Genomic DNA, 23881 nt, shown 5'->3' with positions numbered 1-23881 from the left:
CAGTAGCACAAAACATAAAAAAGATCGCCCGACAGCTTGCGAAGTGCGCAAACAAAAGGGGGATCTTTTTTATTGCATGTAAATATGCRTGGAAAGCAAATTGGAGGGTATTGAAAGTTTCATGAAAGCGCTTTACTCGACAGCCTGAGTTTTTCCAGTTATTCGCCAGAAGTCGGCGATTTACTAGGAAATAGCTGGAGTTTTTCCAGTTATTTATAGTTCGAGGAGGGTGGATGGCGAGTTGGATCGATTCTTCTGATAACGTGTCGCAACCTGCGCCAGATACGTATGAATCCAAGCGTCGACGGTTTCGGAGTTCAGACAGTTTTTGCGGAAATGACTGGGTGGCGTTCCCATTTCTCTGGTAAATACCTGTGTGAAATAGTGGATGCTTTCAAAGCCGGTATCCTCAGCGATTTGTTTCAATGGGATGTCTGTGTAGCCGAGTAAATAGGCGGCTCTTTTGATTCTTTCCGTTTTCACGATCGACGGGAAGGTTTGGCCCAGTTCATCCGAGATCAGACGGGAGAGCTGTCGTTCAGACAAGTGGAAGCTTTGCGCCACGTCACTCAGTGCCATTTTATGAGAAAGATGGTCTTGAATATAGGCCTTGACCTTCTTAAGTGTGCCTTGCAGCTCCATGTCAAAAGTAGATGAACCCGTATCACCCGAGCGGCAATGCTGCAGAAACAAGGAGATACAACTGATGACCAGCGTATACGCTAGTTGTTCAATCGTTTCCTTATAGCGATCACCCGTCTCCGAAGCTTGGATGAGAAGTGCCTGCCAGATGAGCATGGGAGCTGTCCCTTCAGCATTCGGTATGAAAAGATGYGGATAAGCGCATAGCTGGCTAAAATCCTGCATAAAAGCCTCACTCGACTCGGAAGCGATCGGCTCTAATGCAAAAAACAACAACAGCATGCCTTCATCGCTTTGAATGGAATGGCGGCTTTCGGGCTTCGAGCAATATAGAGTCCCTGGCCGAAGCGGGTATGTAATGCCATCGTGAAAGTAGTGGCCTTCTCCTTCGACGACGTAGCAGATTTCAAAAAAAGAATGTGTATGCGGACGATTGCCCTTATGCTGCGGTTTCGCACCCCAGTAATGAACGAATATGGATGCGGACGCACCTTGCAGCTGAACCAGGTTCTGGTTGAGATACAAGTTACTACGCGAGTAAATGGATGGATTCAACACGCATGAGGGCTCCTTTCAAGTAGACTGAAGTTCATTATAGCATGGATTTTTTGAAAAAAAGCGGCATGTTTTTACAAAGACGAAAACGTCTTCATTTTCTATACTTACTTTCATAGGCACGTAAGAAGTTGAAAAGGAGCTGTTAGTAGTGGGCAATCATGTGAACATTTCACTCGCAGGCATCATGGGCTTTCCGGTAACACCATTTGATCTTCAGGCGCAAATAGATGAGAAAGCTTTACAAGCTAATATTCATTTTTTGGTGGAAAATGGCTTGGATTCCGTCTTTGTATGCGCGGGTTCTGGCGAATATCAATCCTTGGATATCAACGAGTATGAGCGAGTAGTCACGGTTGGCGTAGCGACGGTTGCAGGCAAAGTACCCGTATTCGCAGGGGCTGGAGGCAATATTCGAGAAGCGGTAGAACGCGCACAACTTGCAGAGAAACAGGGTGCAGACGGTTTATTGTTGCTCCCGCCTTATTTGATCATCCCCGAGCAAGAGGGCTTGTTTAACTACTATCGGACGCTGGCACAGAGCACAAGTTTACCTGTCATTATCTATCAGCGTGATAACGCGATTTTTACCTTAAGCACTTTAGAAAAACTGGCTAACTTACCTAACGTCATTGGTTTCAAGGATGGATTAGGCAATTTTGAGCTAAACATTGAATTCGTACAATCGCTCGGTTCGAGGTTACAATGGATGAATGGGATGCCGCTTGCTGAATTAACGATGCCAGCCTACTCGGCACTAGGCTATTTATCCTACTCATCCGCGATTTCCAATTACATTCCGCAGGTTTCAAGAACCTTCTATACTAGTTTACTTGCTGGAGATCAGGCAACGGTCAATTCCATCTATCAAGAAGTCATTTTACCCATCCATCGGATTCGTCAATTGCGCAAAGGGTATGCCGTTTCACTGATTAAAGCGGGCATGAACATTGTTGGATTGCCAGTTGGTCTCCAAGTTCGAACTCCGCTAGTTCAAGTGGAACGTGAGCATTATGTGCGATTGGAATCTATTATTAAACGAAGTTTAGACCTGGTCGCGATCGCCAATAACGGTTAGGAGGAAAATATCATGATGAAAGTATCTATTCAAGTTCCCACTTGTGAATTATCGGATAGCGATTTGAGACAAATGTGTCAACTCGGAGTTGATTGTATTGATTTTACGCAAGGCGGTTCTTTCCCAGGTGTTCGTGAGCAGGGATTTCCGGATCTTGATCAACTTTTACAGTTAAAACGTAGAGTTCGTTCACATGGGATGGAAATTAATCGGGTGACGCTGCCAGATATGTCGAGTAGTTTCATGTTGGAGGAGCCAGGCTCGGAGATCCAATTAGAGAACGTTTCCAATGCAATCAAAACCTTCGGAGAAGCTGGGATTACGCTCGTTCGTCAGCGTTTTGCAGGCGATGTATTTCCTTATATGGCAGAGGAATATACAGCCGTACACCGAGGCGGTGCGCTAGTACGCGGGGAGTCATTGAAACGCAATCTGGACAAACAACCTCCCACGGTGGAGGAGTTGAATGCTTGGTGGAAGCGATTTGATTTAGTTTTCGGGAAACTAGTTCCACTTGCAGAAGAGTATGAGATGAAATTAGCTGTACATCCTTCCGACACGCCATATCATAACACACCATTTGGTGGACTTGGTTTGAATCGCGTCATCGATAGCTTCCCTAGCAGAAACGTTGGACTTGTCTATTGCGTAGGTACACGGGGAGAAGCAGGCGGAACGCCGCTAGTTCTTGATGAAATTTATCAGTATGGACGTAAAGATAAAATCTTTCTTGTTCATTTCCGTAATGTGCGGGGGAGTCTGGCAACGGCTGGTGCGTTCGAAGAGGCGATGTTGGATGACGGACATATGAATATGGCGAAAATATTGCTCGAACTCCATAAAGTTGGCTATAACGGCTGTATAAATCCAGATCATATCACCTCGCTCGAAATGGATCGTGCACCGTATCGAAGCACAGAAACCAAGATGAATTGGGTTGGCTGGGCCTATGCGATTGGTTATGTAAAAGCGCTTTTGGCGGCATTGACGGAGTTTAGAGGCGGGAGAGATTAACATGGGTGAAATGAAAACCTATTTGAACTATATCAATGGAGTGTGGGTTGCGTCTTCCAGTGGTGAGGTCGAGGGAAGTATTAATCCAGCGAATCGACATGAGATCGTGGGCTATGTGCAGAAATCGTCCAATGCAGATGTGAATGAAGCTGTTGTGGCAGCGACAGCAGCAAAGATGGCTTGGCGTAAATTATCCGGTTCAGCACGTGGCGATTATTTGTACAAAGTTGCAGATAAGCTTGAGCGGCGATTGGATAAAATTGCTGAAATGATGACGCGTGAAATGGGGAAAACGTTCCTTGAAGCCAAAGGGGAAACGGCAAGGGGCATCGCCATTCTGCGCTATTATGCAGGCGAGGGCATGCGGAAAATAGGTGATGTGATTCCATCTACGGACAGTGCGGCATTAATGTTTACGACACGCGTGCCCTTAGGCGTTGTTGGTGTGATTACACCGTGGAATTTCCCCGTAGCTATTCCGATTTGGAAAATCGCTCCAGCTTTAATCTTCGGTAATACTATTGTGTTCAAGCCTGCGCAGGAAACCGCCATTACGGCAGCTCTAGTCATGGAATGCTTCGAAGAAGCAGGAATTCCTGCAGGTGTAGTAAATATGGTAACTGGACAAGGCGATGTGATTGGTCAAGCGATCGCAGATCATCCGGACATCCACGGAATTACCTTTACAGGATCGGATCGTATTGGGAAAATGGTTGGTCAAAGCGCACTGGCGAAAGGTGCGAAGTATCAGCTGGAAATGGGCGGTAAAAACCCGATTATCGTGGTCAACGATGCAGATCTGGACCTCGCGGTTGAGGCAACGGTGAGTGGTGGCTTACGTTCAACGGGGCAGAAATGCACCGCTACCAGCCGTGTGATCGTACAAAGTGATGTGTACGAAGTTTTTAAAATGAAGCTGCTTCAGCGGATTAAGGAAATCCGTGTTGGGGATGGCATGGAGGCATMTACTTGGATGGGGCCATGTGCAAGTGAGAAGCAATATCATACGGTACTCACCTATATTGCCAAAGGGATCGAAGAAGGTGGAACCTTGCTCTGTGGCGGTGGTATAGTGCAAGATGAGGCGCTAGATGCAGGCTATTATATTGCGCCTACGGTATTTGAACATATTACGAGTTCGATGACCATCGCGCAGGAAGAGATTTTCGGACCTGTTCTTGCCCTGATTAAAGTGGATTCCTTCGAGGAAGCTATTCAGATTGCGAATGATGTGAAATTCGGACTTAGCGCGTCGATATTCACGCGAGACTTCTCGAAAATGCTAACCTTCATGCACGATATGGATGCGGGCCTTGTGCGCATCAACGCCGAAAGCGCGGGTGTGGAGCTGCAAGCCCCATTCGGCGGCATGAAAATGTCCAGCTCTGGCTCTCGGGAGCAAGGGCAGGCAGCTATTGAATTCTACACGGATATCAAAACTGTGTTTATAAAGTCTTGAATGAGAGCCAGTTGCTGCCGCAGCTGGCTTTTTCGTTAGGGGCAACTTGACAGTGTACCTTGTTGGAACTCATAATGATAAGACACCACTAGGTGTCACATTATAGCGTGAAGAGTCGGGAGAGGTGATTATGAACGAGAAGAATCCAGTACGAGATGTGTATGATGCGGTAGCCGATCCTACTCGGCGTAAGCTAATTCAGCTTTTAGCAGGAGTAGAAGAGTTACCTCTCCACGAGATCACGCAACATTTTGACATGGGGCGCACGGCGGTATCCAAACATTTGACGATTCTGAGAGAAGCGGGGCTCGTTACTGATCGTAAGGTTGGTCGCGAAACACGGTTTCGACTACAGCCTGCTCCATTAAGAGAGATCCAAGATTGGGTGGCCTTCTACGGGAAGTACTGGAATGATAACGGGGCGCGGCTGCAGCAACTCTTACAAGCCAACTTCGATGAAGATGAAAATGATTGATATAGGCATAAATGGACCGCGCTATTGGCAGGAATGTCTTTCATGAAGGGAGGTTAATGCGGTGTGATGGTGATAGCCGGTATCGTTGTCTTACTAGTGCTCGCAGCACTATTTATCGTATATAGCACCTATTGGGTGAAGTTTTCACATATTCAGTTGGGCGATCCAGCTAGCAACAATGTTACGGTTGTGCAAATTTCTGATTTGCATGGTCAAACCCATTTCATCAATGGCTCCCTGAGTAAAATGGTGAATCACGTTAACCCTGATCTTGTGATGATTACAGGTGATCTAGCATCGACGAAGGAGCAACTGGACAAAGTTMTGAAAGAATTTCGTCAAATTAAGTGCGATCAATTATTTTTTGTACCAGGTAATCATGAACGTTATGGGTTAGTCCAATCCCGATTTCAACTGAATTCAGATCAAGACTATGAGGCGATTCTTAGAACCATTGAGGACGCTGGTATTACTGTATTATCTAATCGTGAATTTCCTGTCGACTTCGGAGATAAGAAGTGGTTGATCTACGGTTTCGACAATTCCTTATACGGCAAGGAACGGCTGACAATGCATGTTGAAGATCTCCAAAGCTTTGACGTGATCATCATGTTAGCTCATTCTCCGAGTATTATTGAAACTTCCCTACAGCAGCACATTCCATTTGATTTATTGCTCGTCGGGCACACGCATGGGGGGCAGGTTAGGGTGTTTGGACATACGATTGGTGCGTATAAAAACTATCACGTTGGACTCAAACGTATCGATCAGCGAAAGCATTTCTATATTAATCGAGGTCTGGGAACCTCACGGTTGTTACCGATTCGCGTTGCGTGCTCGCCGGAGATTGCTGTTTTCAAAATTGGTTTGTAGAAGGTGAGGACGAGGCTGCCGCGGAATTTCGGGGTGGTCTTTTTTTGCGTCTAGGACTACTCCCCATCAACCTTTAGTCCGAAATAGCCGAATTAATCTCACCGTCCGCGACAGTTTGACTCAATTAGTTCTACTTTGCCCATCTAAATCAACCCAAACAGCCCACACGAAAGGAAAATGGGGAGATAGTTGGGTAATATCGGACTATTGGTACTATTCAACAAGGAATTCTCAGTTTAGTTCGGCAAAGTCGGACTAATGCAGCTTCTGGAGAGGGCTGAAGTAATCCGCAGTTCATTTGGTGAAAAAAGGAAATGACTGCTGTTCAGCGAATTTACTGGGATAACGAGAATGCGAGGTTACAAAATGGAAATAATTCGTTTGGCTACATTGGGTGATATAGATAAACTCGTGCAAATGCGATGGGATTTCTCTGAGGAAGACAATAAGAGCGGTGCTAATTTTGCGGAGTTTCAATTAATATGCAGAGCGTTTTTAGTTAATGCGCTCAATGGAAGTGATTGGAAAGTTTGGGTTGCGGAAGTGGATGGCGAGATCGTCTCGCATATGTATCTGCAATTGATTCATAAGGTGCCGAGACCTGGCAAATCGCCAGATCCGTACTTTGGTTATGTGACGAATGTGTACACTAGGCCAAGTTATAGAAGTAAGGGATTAGGAACCAAGATTCATCAAGCAATGGAACAATGGTCGAAAGAATATGAGGTCGAGTTTCTTATTTTATGGCCGAGTACGCATAGTGTTGATTTTTACGAAAGAAATGAGTTCGCTCGAAGTGAAGAAGCATTGGAAAAACATTGGTAATTATTGGTATTGCCACTATTAAGGGGGATGCATGGTATGAGTAAACACGTCTACATCATAACTGGAGCTTCAAGTGGGTTAGGAGCAGCACTATCACGGCTGTTGTTATCGGAGGAAACGCTGGTATTGGGCCTATCACGGACGGTGAATAAGGAGATTCAACAGCTTGCGCAGGATTTAAAAGCTAACTATGCGTTCATAGCTGCAGACCTCACTCAGGTTGAGCGTATAGAAGCTACCTTGCGGGAGATCATTGAGTCGATGGATTCATCCAAAGTTGAAACGATAACCCTAATTAACAATGCGGCAACTGTAACGCCAATTAAACCTATTGAAGCATGTTCGCCGGAAGAAATTATGTCATCCATTCAACTGAATCTGACAGCACCGATACTACTTGCTTCAAGCTTTATGAAGGAAACTGCGAACTGGCCTGTAAAACGCGTGATTGTTAACATTTCATCAGGCTCGGGACAGTACCCTGCAAGCAGCATGAGTGTGTACTGCTCTTCAAAAGCTGCCCTGAACATGTTCACAAAATGTGTGGCGATGGAACAAAAGAAGGAAGTAAATCCGGTTCATATGCTGACAATTGACCCCGGAATGATGAATACGGGTATGCAACAAACTGCGCGAGAAAGCGATTTCGAGTTGTCGACCTATTTTAGAAAGCAGAATGAAGAAGGTCATCTAGTGGAGCCAGAAACGGTTGCACGGAACATATTGCTTGAAATCGCTCGACATAGAGATGGAACGATTGCTTAGAATTGTAAGAGGGGAAATGAAACGCGATGCACTTTGGCATAGATTTGGATAACACGGTACTGGATGCTACCTCAGCTTATTTACATTGTTATAATAATGTTTCTGGGTTGGAACTAACTCATAAGGATGTTAATGATTTTTATCTATACCGATTATATGGTTGGGATAAAGCCAAACGGGATGAAGTGTATGATAGCTTCGGACATGACATACATTGGAACTCAATACCTTTTCCGAAGGCTGTAGAGGTTTTGCAAGAATTATTCAAACAACACCAGATTACGATCGTGACGGCAAGGCCGCAACAATTTCAGAAAGTCACCATGGCATGGCTTGAGAAATATCAGATTGACTATCATCACATTTTGTTGGTTGAAGATAAGCTTCAAACCTGCATAAGTTACGGCGTTGATGTTCTGATTGATGATGCTCCCCACTATGCAGAGGAGTTTGCTGCGGCTCAGAAGCCCGTCATCTTATTTGAACAGCCGTATAATTTGAGCATAACGAATGATTATGTATACCGAGCTGCGAATTGGTTGGAGGTAAAGAAACAGATTGATCATTTAGGTTCGAAGTTCATTTGAATAKGATACATGAAACAAYGTTCTCGTCAAATTGATGAAGAACGTTGTTTTTTATTTCTTTATTATAAGGTCTGACCACTATCAACGGTGATGATTTGTCCGGTCATGGCTTCCTGTTCCAGAGCTGCACAAATAAACTGGGCGATGTCTTCAGGCGTGGAAATCTGCTTAAGCAGCAGGTTAGGAGCTAGTTTCTGCATCTGTTCTTCTCTTCCAGCCCACCAACGTGTGGCCACTGCTCCTGGTGCGACACAGTTCACCCTAATATGGGGGGCTAGCGCTCTTGCTAAGGATTTGGTTAAGCCATGGACGGCCGACTTAGAAATGGCATAGGGAAGAGAAGAGCCAACACCGGTTAATCCTGCAATACTTCCAACATTGACGATCGCCCCTTGTCCACTTGTTTTCATCATTGGCGCAACGGCTCTAGCACAGTAAAACATCCCTTTCACATTCACGTCGAACAATTCATCCCAGATATCCTCGGTTACATCGTCAAGATCAGGTAGGGGAATATGGTGTGTAATACTTGCGTTATTGACTAATAAATCTACGTCTCCCAAAATGTGTCCAATAACTCGTACCATCTCTATGACTTCGTTGTTACTGGAAACGTCTGCTTGTATGGCAATTGCACGACCGCCTTCTTGGATGATCTTTTGAGCTGTTTCTTCAGCATCTGCCTTTGAACGAGAATAGTTCACTGCAACCGCAGCCCCTCGCTTAGCTAATGCGAAACTGACCGCTCTTCCGATGCCAGTTCCGCCTCCTGTAACGAGTGCTACTTTATTAGTTAGTTCCATTCAAATTTCCTCCTTAATTGCTATTTGATTGCTATATGTTCATTGTAAAGGTAGTTTTAAGTTCTGTATAATTGAAGTTAATGAACATTTCATTCAAATAAATTGAATTTGAGGAATGGAGATCAGCATGGATATTAAAACGCTAAAAACTTTACATATGATCGTGAAACATGGCAGTTTTCATCAAGCGGCAGTGGAGATGAACTATGCCCAATCTACCGTGACGATGCAAATTCAAAAGTTAGAAGCCGATTCAGGTATTCAACTACTAGAACGCGGGAAGAAAATCCGATTAACGGAAGCAGGCCGACTATTTTACGAGGAAAGTTTGGAGATTGTTAAAAGTTTGGAGAAGTTGCAAACGAATTTGTCGGATCTACAATCGGGTGAAGTAGGGCACGTGAGAATCGGGTTGACAGAGCCAACGGCCAGTTATAGATTACCGCCATTGTTAAAAGAGTTCATGACGATACATCCGCGAATCCGTGTTTCACTTGAAATCGGTAGTACACCAACTTTGGTCGAGTCGTTGCTGCAAGATAAAATCGATTTCGCGTGCTGTTCGGCACCAGAAATAGGAACCTATCTTTTTTTTCAGCCGCTGTTCTTGGAGAAATTTGTTGCTTTACTACCTGAGGATCATCCCCTTAGCCTGTTTGAGGATCTTGAACCGAGTCAATTCCTAGGTCATCGACTTTTGATAACTTCAGCAACGTGTCCATATCGTAAAAAACTGGAAATGATCCTTCAAGAGTTAGGGCATGTGGCGATAGATACGATGGAGATTGGCAGCATGTCTGCATTGAAGACCTATGTGGAAAATGGATTTGGCTTTGCGTTAGTGCCGGAGATTGTACTAGACCCGATGCCTCGTGGGACAAAGGCACTTCCAGTGAGAGGTGCATCCATTGATATGTTGACAGGGTTCGTTTACAAATCCGCGCCTTTAAGTTATGCGAGTGGACAGTTGTTTCGATATTTGAAAGAAAAATTGAATACGTTTGATTCCTAAGATTTACAGAAAAGCATTCCGATGACTGCGCTTGAAGCTTGAACCACAGCAATCGCGAGTGCACACCGTGGGTGTTGAACAGCACATATTCACACAATCCGATAATCGAATCTATCTCTATGTAGGTGAACAAGAAGGAGTAGGAAGGACGACGTTACAGCAGCACATGGTGTATGAAGATGAATCGTTCCAGCGGAGGATGCTGGTGCTGCGAAACGGAACTACGTTCCGTTATTTCGCGATAAAAAGGTGTTCGAATAAGCTAACGGAACGTGATTCCGCTAATCTCCTGCTTTTTAGGAGATTTAGGCCACGAATCGGCCCAATAGGGGAACCATGTTCCGTAACTTTTTGATTTTGGGCTATTATCGGCGAATAGCTGATCTACGTTCCGTAACTATGGCGAAGAGTAGTGATAACGCGCTCCGGAGCAAGCGTAGTTCGTTCCATCGGTCTTCCAACGGGAATATAGATCATGTTCTTCACCATCATTAACTGTGATATCGTCTCATCGGATAAGGCATTGCGTCCATCAAGTAAGATGGGCTGGTGCATGAGCTGAACCATGAGAACCCAGTCCAATTCAGCGAATTGCGGCCATTCCGTCATGATAATGAGCGCATCAGCAGCTGCAGCTACCTCATAAGCTGTATCTTTTTGGATCACGCCTTCGATTGAGGTCGGCAGCACGACAGGATCATAAGTCTGCACCTCAATGCCATACAGGTAACAGAGTCGCAGCAAAGTGAGAAATGGTGCATCACGCATATCATTCGTATTCGGTTTGAAGGAAATACCCAGCACACCTAGTCGTTTGCCACGTGGATTTCCCCAAAGTGAGATCAACTTTTCCAACAACTGAGGAATTCGCTCCTCATTGATTTGAGCCGTTGCTTCGAGTAAGGGAAGCGAGCGTCCAATGGCTTTGCCGGAAGTCAGCAGAGATTGTAAATCTTTGGAAAAGCAGGATCCGCCATATCCAATGCCCTCTCGTAAAAAATGAGGACCGATGCGTCGATCCGCACCAACGCCTTGCATAACTTGACGATTATCCGCGCCATATCCCTCGCAGACATCCGCTATCATATTGGCAAATGAAATTTTCATCGCTAAGAAGGCATTGGATGCGTATTTGATCAGCTCTGCACTGCGTCGGTCACAGACTTGAATCGGGGCATTGATCCCTTTGTATAGTTGATGAAGAGCGGCCTTGGCTAGGTGCGAACGGCAACCGAAAACGATGCGATCTGGGTTCATAAAGTCGTTAATCGCACTGCCTTGACGCAGGAATTCGGGGTTGAACACGACTTCCGAATGGAGCCCAGCGCCAAGTAAATTAGCCTCCAGCTCATCGCAGGTGCCCACAGGAACGGTGCTTTTCATAATGATAAACGGAGGGCAGACGCCACCAGCTTGCTTCAATTGAGCTATCACATCGTCAACTTGACTAAGATCGGTCTGACCATTCACGCCAGTTGGGGTTCCAACTGCAATCATAAGCGCATCAGCACCTATGGATGCGTTTGCTACATCAGTGTCAAAAGATAAACTGCCTTCACTACGGCATGTTTCAAGCATCTCTTGCAGATCAGGTTCCCAAATGGCTAATTTATTCTCACGAAGGTCCTGAATGACATGTTTCCGATCGACCGCTGTGACGATATGACCTAACTTTGCGAAGCAAACTGCGGCTACTAAACCGACATAACCCGTTCCAATAATCGTTAAACGCATGTGAAGTCCTCCTTCAAGCTGAATAGAAGCCAGATTTCTTGCCGATACGGCTAAAATCTATAATCATTTCATAATCATGAAGCAATTGATCAAAGATAGCGTCCCACGAGCGACCAAGAGCAAATTCCCTAGCTTCTAAACGAAACTTCGCCAAGCGGTCACTGTCATCGACCAATGAAATGATTTCTTGAACAAAAGATTGCGGCTGACGCGGAGCACATAACACGCCATTTTCCCCAGAGCTCACCATTTCTCGTACACCACCGCTATTGGCAGCAACGACAGGAAGTCCGGATGCCATGGCCTCTTGAACGACATTTCCAAACGTTTCCGTACTCGAAGGAAAGACGAAGAGATCGGCGGAAGCATATATTTGAGCGAGCTCTTCGCCACTTTCATATCCAGCGAATGTGACATTTGAAGGGGCTGACTCACGCAGTTCTTGTAGCTGTGGACCATCTCCGACAATGAGCCAATGAACTTGCGCTTTTACGGAATCTGGCAACAGTTTCATAATCGAGGATAGGGTATCTATATCTTTTTCAGGAGCGATGCGACCTACATAAAGCAGGAGATAAGGAGCTGTAATTCCATATCTTTCGCGAACGTCCATGCTCTTCTTTTCAGGTGTGTATAAGGAGCAGTCTACGCCTCGTGACCACAGCAGCAAGCGATCCATACCTTGTTCTTGTAGCGTGTCTAAGGTATCTCGAGAGGGAGCGAAAGTCGCATCACAGGAATGGTGAAACCATTTCATATAACTCCAATAGAGGGGGATTGCAGCTTTCATATGGTAATAAGTCAAATAGCGATCGAAGTGAGTATGATAAGAGGCGACATGTGAGATGCGGTGTTTGCGAGCGTAGTGCAGACCACATAATCCAAGGTTGAAAGGGGTTGCTAAGTGGAGCAAATCAGGTTGAAAGCGGTCGAGCTCTGTACGGATAGCAGCTAGGTTCGGTAAAGCTAGACGACATTCGGGATACAGAAAAAAAGGAATGCTCGTTACAGGACGAACGGGATCTGAATAGACCATATCAGCCGTACTTTTTGGCGAAAAAACAAGATGCTCAATGCCCCTTCGATTCAAATAATCGGTGAAACGTCCAAGTGTGAGTGCAACGCCGTTCATTTGAGGAACGAAAGTGTCGGTAAACAACGCAAGACGCATATGAATCCCTCCTGTAGTTCCAAGTTTAACTTCAGCGTAGCAGGGGATTGTTCGGGGAATGTCAATGCAATATGAAAGTCATATTATAATTTCGCGTATGGCATATGGTGATCTGAAGATCATATACTGTTCGCTTGAATTCTCCTTAGCAATTTTGATAAAAGATGAGAAGTCATTAAACGCGACACAGAATCCTTTTGTTCTCATGCCCATCTTGTTGTTGATCTGGGGCTCAGTTGCAGCAGTTAGCAAGCTTGTATTAAATCGATTGGATAGCTATCAGGTTTTTATTTTATATGTACGGCATGGGTGTGGTCATATTTGCAGTCATTTTAGTCATCGAAACGTGGGGGAAGCCCTTCAAGGTTTGGAGATTTTCGGAGTGGCTTCTGGTGCTCGCCTGCGGAGTATGTACGTTCTTATATGACTTTCTCTATCTAAAATCACTAGAGCTCATTCCAGCCGTTGAAGCGTCCATGTTAATACCACCTTAATCAAATAGATGGAAAACCTCCCGTTAATTTCAGCAGAATTAGGCTATTGCGCACTTTAGATGGATTTACTACAGCTAATTTTGCCATATTCGACGATTTCGATAGTATTATGGCGAATTAGCTACAGGAAATCCATTTATTTGTGAATTTCGCCAGGAAGGGATGAAATTAACTACATGAAATCCATTTATTTGCCTAGAGTGAATCAATTCGGAGCAGGCAACATGGCCAGAAATGACTTCGATGCCGCCGAAAGGGGAACTCCGCGAAGTGTGGCTATCCCTATTTGACGCGCAGGGGGTGGAGAAGCTAGCGGAATTTCGATTAGATCGCCAACAGCGAGTTCATCCGCTACATAACTGCCGATGACGAATGCAAGGCCAAAGCCTCGTTTAGCGAACTGGACCAGGAGATCGATACTACCCAGCTCGAACTCGGGTGTGAGAGTTACGCCTTCAGAGGCGGCATAGTCATCGAGATAGCGCCGTGTGCTTGCTCCATTTTCCAATAATAATAAGGGATAATTGTGTAAATCTCCTAGTGATAACGGAGTTCCTGCAAGATGCGCATAGGGTTTTCCGCCAACAAGGCAGTCTTGAATCGCAGAACTCTCGCGAAAGTCGATTTGTTTGTCCGAAGCGGGAAGGCTGACGATGCCAAAGTCGATTTTACCCTCCTTAAGAAGTGTGATGGTTTCAGGTGTTGTACGGTTCGTAACGCGGATTCGCACGCCAGGAAATTGCTCGTGAAAAGCCTCTAGATACGGCAAAAGATAATACTTGCACAACGTATCGCTCGCTCCAATATTGATCTCCCCGCTATGTAAGCTATGCATGTCTGCGATGGCTTTTTCACCAATTTTCATAAATTGAAATGCCTGCTCGACGTACCGAAATAGCACTTCACCTTCAACCGTTAGCGTGACACCTTTGGCCGTACGAAAAAAGAGTTGCCCACCGAGCGCTGCTTCCAATTGCTTGATCGTATGACTCACCGCGGGTTGTGTAATATGCAGTACTTCTGCCGCCTTCGATAAGCTTCCCGTTTGGGTTGTCCAATAAAAGACACGGTACCACTCCAAATTAACATCCATTCACATAACCTCACTTTATATCTGGTATAACTTATATCAATTATTCTAATGTCATTAGGGCAATTATAATAAGCTTTGTCAGGCAAAACAAGTGTAGGAGGCGTTCGATGTGACTGTAACTGCGATAGTTGGTGCGAATTGGGGAGACGAAGGCAAGGGGAAGATGACGGATGTCCTAGCGGCGCAATCATCTTATGTTGTGCGATACCAAGGAGGGAGCAATGCAGGTCATACGATCATTAATGATTATGGGAAATTTGCACTGCGGATGCTGCCTTCAGGTGTGTTTTATTCCCATGTGACGAATGTAATAGGGCCGGGAACGGCACTTGATATCGATATCATGCTAGGTGAATTAGAAGAACTTGAAGCAAGAGGTGTTCCTAAGCCGAAGTTGTTCATCTCGGAGCGAGCACAGGTCGTTTTGTCTGTACATCGACTTTTCGACGAACTCGAAGAAGAGCGACTTGGCGAACGTAGTTATGGATCAACGAAGCGTGGGATTGCGCCATTTTACGCGGATAAATATGCAAAACTCGGCATTCAAGTTGCTGATTTATTTCATGAATCTCGCTTGAAAGAACGACTCGAACATATGCTTACAGCGAAAAATGTGCTACTCCAACATCTATATGGACGTGCAGCCATCAAGTCGGATGAACTGTTGACACAGCTGTTGAGCCAGGCTGAGCGAATAGCGCCTTATGTGTGTGATACAACAACGCTGCTTCAAAATGCCAATGCAAATGGAGACCTCATCGYGGTGGAAGGCCAACTAGGTGCTTTAAGGGATCCGGACCATGGGATTTATCCGTACTCAACATCGTCTTCGACGCTTGCAGGTTTTGCCTCTGTTGGTGCTGGGCTGCCAGCTAGATCTATCTCAGAGGTCATCGCGGTAGTCAAGGCTTACTCGAGCTGCGTTGGTGCTGGCCCTTTCGTTTCAGAACTTGCGGGCAGCGAAGCTGAGGAATTACGTCGTCGCGGAGGCGATGCCGGTGAATATGGTGTAAACACGAAGCGTCCGAGACGCATGGGCTGGTTCGATGTCGTTGCAACCAAGTATGGCTGCATGATTCAGGGGGCGACAAGTGTCGCATTAACAAATCTGGATGTACTAGGTTACTTGGATGAAATTCCAGTCTGTGTCGGTTATGAATTGGCGGATGGTACCATTGTTGATCGCTTTCCAGTCAATGCATGGATGGATGCGGCTAAGCCTGTTCTGTCGCGATTACCAGGTTGGGAATGTGACATCTCTCAGGTAAAACGGATGGAAGACCTTCCAGAAGAGGCAAAGAACTACATTCAATTCGTCGAATCCGCCATCGGTGTGAAGATTTCTACGGTTTCTGTGGGTCCTAGACGCGAGCAAGTGATTCAGCGATAATTTCAGCAGTTATACTTTTGGCCGCCGCGAGGTAGCTCTCTCATAAATCGCGAAACATTGGGAAAAATAACCACCAAACATGTTTCGGAGGGGATTTATGAAGAAGATGATGGTGGTTGTGTGGATGGTTGGGAGTGTCTTGGTTCATCCCGTTCAAAGTGATGCCGAAGTACTGATGCCATGTAGTGCCGTTCTTGAATCTGTCGTTGCGGATCAAGTGAATGCCAAGGGGGCAGCGCTCGTTTACAAAGTGAAGCTAACACCAAGTTTTCCACGAACAAGTATTAGCATCCATGCGAATCATTTACCAGTGCCGTCTGCAGCGGGAAATTATGATGGGTACGAAGGGTTTGCTTTTATTCCAAATGAGATCAGCTGGCGTTTCAAACTGTTCCCAACCCCTGAAGTAGGCGGTCCGACGTGGGCTGGTAGGATTGATGATATAACGGCTGATGTAACGAATAGTACGATGGAGGTTCGTTTATCGAATTCCAAAACGGGGAAGTTAGGGCCTGTGATTGTAAGGAATACGATGAATGCTTGTAAATAATGGAAGGGTACACGAAGAATAGATTCATTTAGGGGGACTTTACCATGCCGGAACATACCATTGAACAAAGATTAGAGTCACTTGGAATCACGCTTCCTAAGGCAAGTGAACCCACAGCGAAATATGTGAATGTTGTGAAAGTGAACGGATTACTATATGTTTCTGGCAAGGGTCCATCCGGCAATTCTAAAGGGAAATTGGGACAGGCGTACACAACACAAGAAGGTTATCACTTTGCTAGATTAACAGGTATCGAGATTCTTGCTGTTCTGCAATCTGCCTTAGGTTCTCTGGAGCACGTTAAACAAGTTGTCAAACTACAAGGATTCGTGAATGCTGTTCCTGAATTTGAAGAGCATCATTTGGTGCTCAATGGATGTTCGGATCTGATGCTGGATGTGTTCGGCGAAAAAGGGAAGTCTGCCCGATCGGTCTTCGGCGCTGTTTCACTTAGAGATAACCTGCCGATTATTGTGGATTCTATTTTTGAAATAGCGGATTGAGAATTCGAATACCCTTACAATGAATGAGCGGGCGGTCCATGATAAATCATGGACCGTTCCGCTCTTATTTTTTTAGTGAAGCATAATGGAATCAATGATATCATTGGCGTAGGCAGTTATTGACCTGTGGAAAATTAAATGAGCATCTCTTTTTTATTTTTCAAATAAGGTTTGGAGGTATTAAGAATTGAAAAAAGCAAGATGGAAGCTACTTACTTATGTACCTTTTCTAGCAGTCATCGTCATCATCGGAATCATTCAGTCTTTCATGTTAGCTAATGAAAATGTGAAGCCATATCCAGAACCATTCGGGCGTGCAACGGAATTACCACAGTTGGCCACCTATGGTGAACCTGTACAAATGCTTGATGATGGCAGTTTCACCTATTTGGCAGGGAAAACAATAGAAATCGTTACGATTGATGAAGAGGGACGTAATCGTTCGGAGAGTCGTCTTTTACCAGACGTTGGCAGTATCCGTGGCTATAAGATGATAGATAAGGATCATGTGATTTGGATCGGGGACGGCAATAAACTGTATGCGAGTGAATGGAAGAGTGGTTCATGGAGTTCGAAGAACACACTCTTGGAGAACGAGATCGAAAGTGTGCAAACAGTGGTTGGCCCCAAAGGGAATAGCGTTATGCTCGCATACAATGATTCAACGCTGTATGTCAGTGAATTTCATCCGAATGCCAAGCTTACATGGACGAAACTTGATATAGCGAATGTGAAACAAATTCACGGTGTAAAGGATACCTCTGGGGGCAGCCTATCTCTTGTTTACGCCGTCAATAAAGATGGCAGCGAATCCTTTCACTACGTGAAACTAGAAGAGACGTCTTTGAAGCCGCTTGTGCAGATGAAACTGAAGGACGTGGATTATGCAACGAGCAGCTTAGATGATATGGCGTTAGGTTTGGATGGTTCTACATTTATTACCGCGTATACAACGAGCTCACGCAAATCAGGTAAAAGCACCTTACATATGCTCACTTTCCCAGCGAATCAACCGGATAAGATATATGATGAAGTCCTTAATCTTCCTGTCACGAAGGGGAACGATTCCGATACCATTTTGCATCCTACATTTACGCAGTCATCTACTGGTGAAAAAACGCTTGTCGCTTCGTCAGTGTATGAGAAAAATAGGCGTCAAACGAGTCAAGAGGTGTACACGATTAGCTTTCAGGATGGTAAAATGTTGAATGCTACGCGGATTAGCCAATTCGGCGGTTTTGCCGTGTATCCGATGTTTGCTTCGAACAAAGGGAGTTCACTAGCTATATGGCTCGATGCTGTAAACGCTGAGACGTATCGGGTCTACTATGCCACTGATCAGCTTCCTTATGCGGAGCGAATGAACAGGATTCATGCAGAGGACTTCCAACAAGCTGCTGGGAATTTACCACTATTTTGGGGGATTGGCGTACTAACGGCACTAATTAGCTTAAAATGGATTCTATTGCCTGGCCTTTATTTAATCGTGATCAGTGTATTTTGGCAATATCATTATGACGAGCATGCGAAGCGGCACTTTGGCATATCTATGGCGATGTATCTCATTGTCAAAGCGTTATTTATTGGCGATTACCGGAAACCGATTGCGCTGCAGGTGATGCCGGATTTCTTGCAATCGGTATGGGTTAGCTTGATTTTACTTGTTCTGTTTGCAGCAATTTCTTATTGGTTAACCCGCTTATGGAGAAAAGGTTTGGCCGAACGAAATGTTGGACTTGAGATGTTTTACTTCGTAGTTCTTGATGTCTTCATGACGAATATGTGGTATTCGTTCTTTATGTCACCTGCAACTTTGTCATGATGTTCGTGCAAAGCAATTGAAAATATTGGCATACATTGCTATGATAGAGGAACTAATAAACGATGTGTGACTGGCGGAGCATGGGGAACCATGAGGGAGCATATCGATAACGGCCGTACGCCTGGGCAAGAGGTAAGGGGAAATCCCCTTACCTCTTTATGTTTGAACCTAACTTGAGAGGAATGATAAGATGAGCGCGGAAACCGTAATCTTGGATGGTAATCGAGTGGCAACAGACATGAAAGAGGCGCTGAAAAGTAGAATTAATCTATTAGCTGGGAAGAGAATCATTCCTTGCTTGGCTACGATTCTGGTCGGTGGTGATCCATCGTCAGCTACTTATGTGAAAATGAAAGGAAATGCATGTAAACGACTTGGTATCAGGTCGATTCGTATTGAACTTCCCGAGCATACTTCGACAGCAGATTTGATTGCTGAAATTCAGAAACTGAATGTTGACCCAAGTGTCCATGGGATTTTATTGCAACACCCAGTACCTCATCATATTGACGAAAGGGCTGCCTTTGAAGCGATCGGTATCGGGAAAGATGTAGATGGTGTCACGACGCTCGGGTTTGCTCAAAATGCTTTCGGCTTTGCCGATTTCCCATCTTGTACACCGGCGGCGATTCTTGCTATTATGGATTATTATCGCATTTCAATGGAAGGCAAGCACGCTGTTGTTATAGGGCGAAGCCCCATTCTCGGAAAACCTGTTTCCCTGATGTTACTCAATCGGAATGCAACAGTAACGATATGCCATTCAAAGACGGCGAATTTAGTAGAGATGGTACAGTTAGCTGATATTGTGGTAGCGGCAGTTGGGAAACCGAAATTTGTGCAAGGGGATTGGATTAAACAAGAGGCCGTCGTGTTGGATGCGGGGTATAACGAAGGCAACATTGGGGATGTTGATTATGAGGCTTGTAAGGAAAGAGCATCCGCAATTACCCCTGTTCCTGCAGGAGTAGGACCTGTCACGATAGCCACCTTGTTGAAACACACCGTCGATGCGGCAGAAAAGTTAGTGTAGTTGAGGTTGAAAAAGGGGGAGTTAGATGAAATTGTTTCACGTCAGTGAAGAAAAAGATATTTCTATTTTCAATCCTAGACTGCCTTCAAGAAAAGATCTGGACCCAACCAAAGGCTTAGTATGGGCGATTAATGATAAATGTTTCCCCAATTTCCTAACGCCTCGGAACTGTCCGAGAGTTACTTTTTATGCCAATGAGGCAACTACGGAGGAAGATAAAAGGAACTATTTGTCTTCAAATGCAATGAATCACGTCGTAGCGATTGAGCATAAATGGTTTGAAATCATGAAGAATACAACGTTATATATCTATGAATTTGATTCATCAGATTTCTATGAGCGAGATCTTGGAGCGGGTTACTATGTGAGTGAGAAATCACAAGTTCCCATACATCAATTTGAAATAAAGGATCTATTCGGTGAGCTTTTTAAAAGAAATATTGAAGTACGGCTCCTAACAAATTTATGGGATCTATCGGATAAAATTCAGCAATCTAGTTTTCAGTATTCGATGTGTCGGATGGGCTTTGCTGAGCAGAGGACATCTTGAATTCGGAGCAGATTTTCGAAAGACGAAAAAGAAGAAAGGTGGGATTATTTTGGCTTTGACAATCTATGTTGTGGATGCTTTCACGGATCAAGTATTCAAGGGAAATCCTGCTGCAGTTTGTTTAACTTCTAAACCTCTTGATGAAGAGTTGATGCAACGAATTGCTTCAGAAATGAATTTGTCAGAAACAGCTTTTTTGTTTCCTCAGCAAGACGGGTATTCGCTTAGATGGTTTACACCTAATTCTGAGGTGGATTTGTGCGGACACGCTACATTGGCTAGCGCGCATATGTTGTGGGCAACGGGCATTTTACCACTGAACCAACAAGCAAGTTTCTTTACCAGAAGTGGGCTATTAACTGCAATAAAGCAAGATGCTTGGATTCAACTTAATTTTCCGTCGGAACCTGTGAGCACATGTGAATATCCATCAGAATTGATGGATGCACTTCAAATTGATCCTCTATATGTTGGACGGAATAGATTCGATTACTTCATTGAAGTTGGATCTGAAGACATCATTAAGCGTCTAAGTCCTAATTACTCTTTGTTGCGGACGATTCAAACTAGAGGGATCAATGTGACAAGTCGATCGAAAGATTATGACTTTGTTTCGAGATGTTTTTTCCCAGCAGTAGGTGTAGATGAGGATCCCGTAACCGGTTCTTCACATTGTGGTCTTGCGCCATATTGGGGCAAAAAATTAAATAAAACAGATTTGTATGCGTATCAGGCGTCCGCAAGAGGCGGTATACTAAAAATTAGTTTACATGAAAACAGAGTTCTACTTTCAGGCCAAGCAGTAATGGTTATGAGGAGCGAGTTGTTCATCTAGCATAAGGAGAGGTAGAAATGGCGCGCATTTTATTTATAAATGGTGGATCAGAGGGACATATCAATCCCACGATCGGAGTCGTGCAGGAGCTGATTTCCCGTGGCGAAGAGGTCGTGTACTTTTGCATAGAAGCGTTTAGAGAGCGAATTGAAAAGACGGGGGCTACCGTACGAACATTTGACGACCAAAAGTTTATAAAAGCTTTCATCTCAGGTGGAAGAAACTACTTGTTGGAGAGAGTTAACGGATTATTACTTACTGCAGACATTGTTATACCTAGCGTGCTCGAACAGATCAAAGATGAGAAATTTGATTATATCATCCATGATTCCATGTTCGGGTGTGGACGTATACTTGGTCAGCTGCTTAAGCTTCCTGCAATTAATTCTTGTACGTCTTTTGCGCAGTCCAAAGAATCCATTGATCAGGAGTTGGAACATTTTTTAAATAACTTCCCTTCTGAAATTGTTCAGCCTATTTATGAGCAATTTCAAAACCTGACGATGATGGTGAAGGAAAAATATGATGTAGAGATCCATTCTCCTTATGAAGTATGTTGTAATCCTGCAACGCTTACAATCGTGTATACCACGAGGGAGTTTCAACCGAATGGAGAATCGTTCGATCAGTCCTATCGATTCGTAGGGCCATCGATTTCAACGCGGTTACGCTCAGAAAGCAATGATTTTGAAGGAATCCAAGCGAAAAAACCAATATACATTTCATTGGGAACCGTGTTTAACCGATCCATTAATTTCTATAAACTTTGTATGGAAGCTTTGGGGAATACGGAACATACCATTGTCATGTCAATTGGGAAAAACGTTCAAATATCTGACTTAGGGGAAATTCCACTTAACTTTACTGTGAAACCCTATGTTCCACAAACCGAATTGCTGCCCAACACGAAGTTATTTATCACACATGGTGGTATGAATAGTACGCATGAAGGGCTCTATTACGGAGTTCCACTCCTTGTCATCCCACAAAGCGCTGATCAACCGATGATTGCTAAGCAAGTCGAAAGTATCGGAGCAGGTGTGACCTTGCAAATGCAAACTTTGAGTGCTGAACAACTAAGGGAAGCGGTGGATCAGGTGTTAACTGACTCCTCATTTTTGACTGCTGCTGCAAAAATAAGCGAATCTTTTCGAGAATCAGGTGGGTATCGCCAGGCGGTTGATGAGATTTTTAAGTTTAAAAGGGAGTATGGGATTAAGTAGAATGAAGACCCTCAGCATGAAGCTGGGGGTCTATTTATTTTCTCCCGAAAATAGATTCCTAATTATGGTAAAATATGTAGTGAGTTTGTTTTAAGTTGTTGGAAGGGACAAATAGTCATAATTCCTGATTGTGTTGGCGTTATTACTACGATTTGAAATGGAGATTCAACAAATGAGAATGCATACAGATCCCAAAGGAGATGCCTACGCACAAGTCATTGATTTGGCGATACGAAACTCGGAATGTTTTGTGCTTAGCGAAAGACTGTGGCATCTTGCAGATGGGGAGCCGAAGCAATACACAAGCGTGTTAGTAGCGTTAGAGCCTTACTTGGTGAAAACAATCATCATCCAAGGCGAGAATATCGAAGATGTTATCCAAATTAAAAAAGAATATCGCAGTCATGCTTTTTATACCGCAGGATCTTATTATTTGTATAGAAGTTGTGAAGAAAGCGGGTATCTACTGAAACAGATGGCAAATCAGTTGTCGGATTGGATATTCCCTAAACTTCCAGAAGACTTATGTTTCTTGAAAGAAGGTGGTGGAGACTACCTTTACTCAATTGTCCATGAAGATGAGTATGGGATGGATGTAACTGAGGAAGAAGCAATGGGATTGATGGATCAAATGACAGGACTTTTTCTAAGAGTAGAGGCTCACAAGGACTTTGATCGTCTACTAGACGATGCCATTAAACATAAAACGGATAGGCTGTATATTAGTCGACATCATTTAACGGAGTTGCCTGAGAGAATTCGGGAGCTTTCGGAGCTGCGGGAACTAGTCATTTTTGAACAAGATCTTTACAACTTACCGGAGGGGTTGTTTGAGTTAAGTAAGCTTGAAAGCTTGACAATCCAAACAGCTGATTTGGCGTATATTCCAGCATCCATCGCGAAGTTGAAGAATCTAAGAGTACTTTGCATCCAATGCGGAAGCTTTGATCGACCGACTCCGGGATATCAAATAAAGACGAAGGAAGAAATCAGTCTAAACTTATTACCAGCAGAAATTGGAGAGCTTGAGAAACTGGAACAGTTAACGATACAATATACCTCGATTCGTAAATTGCCGATCGAAATGATGAAGCTGAAGAAGCTGCGATTATTAAACGTTGGCATGTGTATGATGGAGCGGAAGCCTGATTTTCTCAATGATATGGAGCAATTGGCATTTATAAATTTGTCACGAGATTCGTTATGGGAAAGTGAGTTATGAGCCATGAGAGAGGAGCTTGCCATGCGGCAGCTTCTTTTTTATGGTGTGATGAGGTGTGAATTGCTGCGTACAAGCTGTAAGAATGGATGGATGAGGAGACGCCAAATGAATAGATGGATTTCATACAGTTAAATTTCGGAATTTTCTGCTCAAACGTAGAATAGATGGAAAAC

At 44.3% G+C, this 23881-nt stretch carries 24 protein-coding genes and 1 riboswitch; of the genes, 19 read left to right on the top strand and 5 right to left on the bottom strand.

Annotation, left to right across the window (positions count from 1 at the left end; genetic code table 11):
- Positions 1-213: 213 nt before the first annotated feature.
- Positions 214-1200: a helix-turn-helix domain-containing protein gene (locus AB4114_RS34355; protein ID WP_441992442.1), complete on the bottom strand. Its 987-nt coding sequence runs from the start codon at positions 1198-1200 to the stop codon at positions 214-216.
- Between the two features lie 148 nt (positions 1201-1348).
- Here AB4114_RS34355 and kdgD point away from each other — a divergent pair, with 148 nt between their 5' ends.
- The 8 genes from kdgD to AB4114_RS34315 all read left to right on the top strand — a co-directional run bounded on the left by kdgD (position 1349) and on the right by AB4114_RS34315 (position 8273).
- A complete protein-coding gene (kdgD, locus tag AB4114_RS34350) occupies positions 1349-2275 on the top strand; it encodes a 5-dehydro-4-deoxyglucarate dehydratase (RefSeq protein ID WP_441992441.1) in 927 nt (308 codons plus the stop codon).
- A gap of 12 nt (positions 2276-2287) precedes the next feature.
- Positions 2288-3289, top strand: a complete 1002-nt coding sequence (locus AB4114_RS34345) for a mannonate dehydratase (protein WP_441992440.1) — start codon at positions 2288-2290, stop codon at positions 3287-3289.
- A gap of 1 nt (position 3290) precedes the next feature.
- Positions 3291-4748, top strand: a complete 1458-nt coding sequence (gucD, locus tag AB4114_RS34340; RefSeq protein ID WP_441992439.1) for an alpha-ketoglutaric semialdehyde dehydrogenase GucD — start codon at positions 3291-3293, stop codon at positions 4746-4748.
- Between the two features lie 130 nt (positions 4749-4878).
- Positions 4879-5223, top strand: coding sequence for an ArsR/SmtB family transcription factor (locus AB4114_RS34335; RefSeq protein ID WP_441992438.1), 345 nt, complete (start codon positions 4879-4881; stop codon positions 5221-5223).
- 66 nt (positions 5224-5289) lie between these two features.
- Positions 5290-6096 carry a metallophosphoesterase gene (locus tag AB4114_RS34330; RefSeq protein WP_441992443.1) on the top strand — a complete coding sequence of 269 codons (807 nt, stop codon included), beginning with the start codon at positions 5290-5292 and terminating at the stop codon, positions 6094-6096.
- Positions 6097-6462: 366 nt separating this feature from the next.
- On the top strand, positions 6463-6921 hold the full coding sequence (locus AB4114_RS34325; RefSeq protein WP_441992437.1) for a GNAT family N-acetyltransferase: 459 nt from the start codon (positions 6463-6465) through the stop codon (positions 6919-6921).
- Positions 6922-6957: 36 nt separating this feature from the next.
- Positions 6958-7686, top strand: a complete 729-nt coding sequence (locus AB4114_RS34320) for a (S)-benzoin forming benzil reductase (RefSeq protein WP_441992436.1) — start codon at positions 6958-6960, stop codon at positions 7684-7686.
- Positions 7687-7712: 26 nt separating this feature from the next.
- A complete protein-coding gene (locus AB4114_RS34315; protein WP_441992435.1) occupies positions 7713-8273 on the top strand; it encodes a 5' nucleotidase, NT5C type in 561 nt (186 codons plus the stop codon).
- A 62-nt stretch (positions 8274-8335) separates the two neighbouring features.
- Here AB4114_RS34315 and AB4114_RS34310 read toward each other — a convergent pair whose 3' ends face one another.
- Positions 8336-9076, bottom strand: a complete 741-nt coding sequence (locus tag AB4114_RS34310) for an SDR family NAD(P)-dependent oxidoreductase (RefSeq protein WP_441992434.1) — start codon at positions 9074-9076, stop codon at positions 8336-8338.
- A 127-nt stretch (positions 9077-9203) separates the two neighbouring features.
- Between AB4114_RS34310 and AB4114_RS34305 the strand changes: the two genes are divergently transcribed.
- Positions 9204-10088: a LysR family transcriptional regulator gene (locus AB4114_RS34305; protein WP_441992433.1), complete on the top strand. Its 885-nt coding sequence runs from the start codon at positions 9204-9206 to the stop codon at positions 10086-10088.
- A 384-nt stretch (positions 10089-10472) separates the two neighbouring features.
- Here AB4114_RS34305 and AB4114_RS34300 read toward each other — a convergent pair whose 3' ends face one another.
- Both AB4114_RS34300 and AB4114_RS34295 read right to left on the bottom strand, forming a co-directional pair.
- Positions 10473-11822: a UDP-glucose dehydrogenase family protein gene (locus AB4114_RS34300; RefSeq protein ID WP_441992432.1), complete on the bottom strand. Its 1350-nt coding sequence runs from the start codon at positions 11820-11822 to the stop codon at positions 10473-10475.
- Positions 11823-11835: 13 nt separating this feature from the next.
- The gene (locus tag AB4114_RS34295; RefSeq protein WP_441992431.1) at positions 11836-12993 is read right to left on the bottom strand and encodes a glycosyltransferase family 4 protein; all 1158 of its coding nucleotides are present in this window, start codon (positions 12991-12993) and stop codon (positions 11836-11838) included.
- A 296-nt stretch (positions 12994-13289) separates the two neighbouring features.
- Between AB4114_RS34295 and AB4114_RS34290 the strand changes: the two genes are divergently transcribed.
- The gene (locus AB4114_RS34290) at positions 13290-13487 is read left to right on the top strand and encodes a hypothetical protein (RefSeq protein ID WP_441992430.1); all 198 of its coding nucleotides are present in this window, start codon (positions 13290-13292) and stop codon (positions 13485-13487) included.
- A 205-nt stretch (positions 13488-13692) separates the two neighbouring features.
- On the opposite strand, the gene AB4114_RS34285 is transcribed toward AB4114_RS34290, so the two are convergent.
- Positions 13693-14580: a LysR family transcriptional regulator gene (locus AB4114_RS34285; RefSeq protein WP_441992429.1), complete on the bottom strand. Its 888-nt coding sequence runs from the start codon at positions 14578-14580 to the stop codon at positions 13693-13695.
- A gap of 109 nt (positions 14581-14689) precedes the next feature.
- On the opposite strand from AB4114_RS34285, the gene AB4114_RS34280 reads away from it, so the two are divergent.
- The 9 genes from AB4114_RS34280 (at position 14690) to AB4114_RS34240 (ending at position 23708) form a co-directional block, all read left to right on the top strand.
- The gene (locus tag AB4114_RS34280) at positions 14690-15970 is read left to right on the top strand and encodes an adenylosuccinate synthase (protein WP_441992428.1); all 1281 of its coding nucleotides are present in this window, start codon (positions 14690-14692) and stop codon (positions 15968-15970) included.
- A gap of 97 nt (positions 15971-16067) precedes the next feature.
- The gene (locus AB4114_RS34275; RefSeq protein ID WP_441992427.1) at positions 16068-16520 is read left to right on the top strand and encodes a hypothetical protein; all 453 of its coding nucleotides are present in this window, start codon (positions 16068-16070) and stop codon (positions 16518-16520) included.
- A 44-nt stretch (positions 16521-16564) separates the two neighbouring features.
- Positions 16565-17023: a RidA family protein gene (locus AB4114_RS34270; RefSeq protein ID WP_441992426.1), complete on the top strand. Its 459-nt coding sequence runs from the start codon at positions 16565-16567 to the stop codon at positions 17021-17023.
- A gap of 187 nt (positions 17024-17210) precedes the next feature.
- Complete coding sequence (locus AB4114_RS34265) at positions 17211-18845, top strand: hypothetical protein (RefSeq protein ID WP_441992425.1); 1635 nt, start codon at positions 17211-17213, stop codon at positions 18843-18845.
- A 56-nt stretch (positions 18846-18901) separates the two neighbouring features.
- Positions 18902-18979, top strand: a riboswitch (ZMP/ZTP riboswitch).
- A gap of 56 nt (positions 18980-19035) precedes the next feature.
- Positions 19036-19878 (top strand): bifunctional 5,10-methylenetetrahydrofolate dehydrogenase/5,10-methenyltetrahydrofolate cyclohydrolase, encoded by an 843-nt coding sequence (locus AB4114_RS34260; protein ID WP_441992424.1) that lies wholly within the window; start codon positions 19036-19038, stop codon positions 19876-19878.
- 25 nt (positions 19879-19903) lie between these two features.
- The gene (locus AB4114_RS34255; protein WP_441992423.1) at positions 19904-20428 is read left to right on the top strand and encodes a DUF6886 family protein; all 525 of its coding nucleotides are present in this window, start codon (positions 19904-19906) and stop codon (positions 20426-20428) included.
- A 49-nt stretch (positions 20429-20477) separates the two neighbouring features.
- Positions 20478-21263 (top strand): PhzF family phenazine biosynthesis protein, encoded by a 786-nt coding sequence (locus AB4114_RS34250; protein ID WP_441992422.1) that lies wholly within the window; start codon positions 20478-20480, stop codon positions 21261-21263.
- A gap of 17 nt (positions 21264-21280) precedes the next feature.
- Positions 21281-22486 (top strand): macrolide family glycosyltransferase, encoded by a 1206-nt coding sequence (locus tag AB4114_RS34245; protein WP_441992421.1) that lies wholly within the window; start codon positions 21281-21283, stop codon positions 22484-22486.
- 172 nt (positions 22487-22658) lie between these two features.
- A complete protein-coding gene (locus AB4114_RS34240) occupies positions 22659-23708 on the top strand; it encodes a leucine-rich repeat domain-containing protein (protein ID WP_441992420.1) in 1050 nt (349 codons plus the stop codon).
- Positions 23709-23881 lie beyond the last annotated feature (173 nt).

This window comes from Paenibacillus sp. 2RAB27 (genome assembly GCF_052115445.1).
GTDB lineage: Bacteria > Bacillota > Bacilli > Paenibacillales > NBRC-103111 > Paenibacillus_E.
Note: the sequence above shows the minus strand (reverse complement) of the source record. Positions and strands in the feature narration are given on the sequence as shown.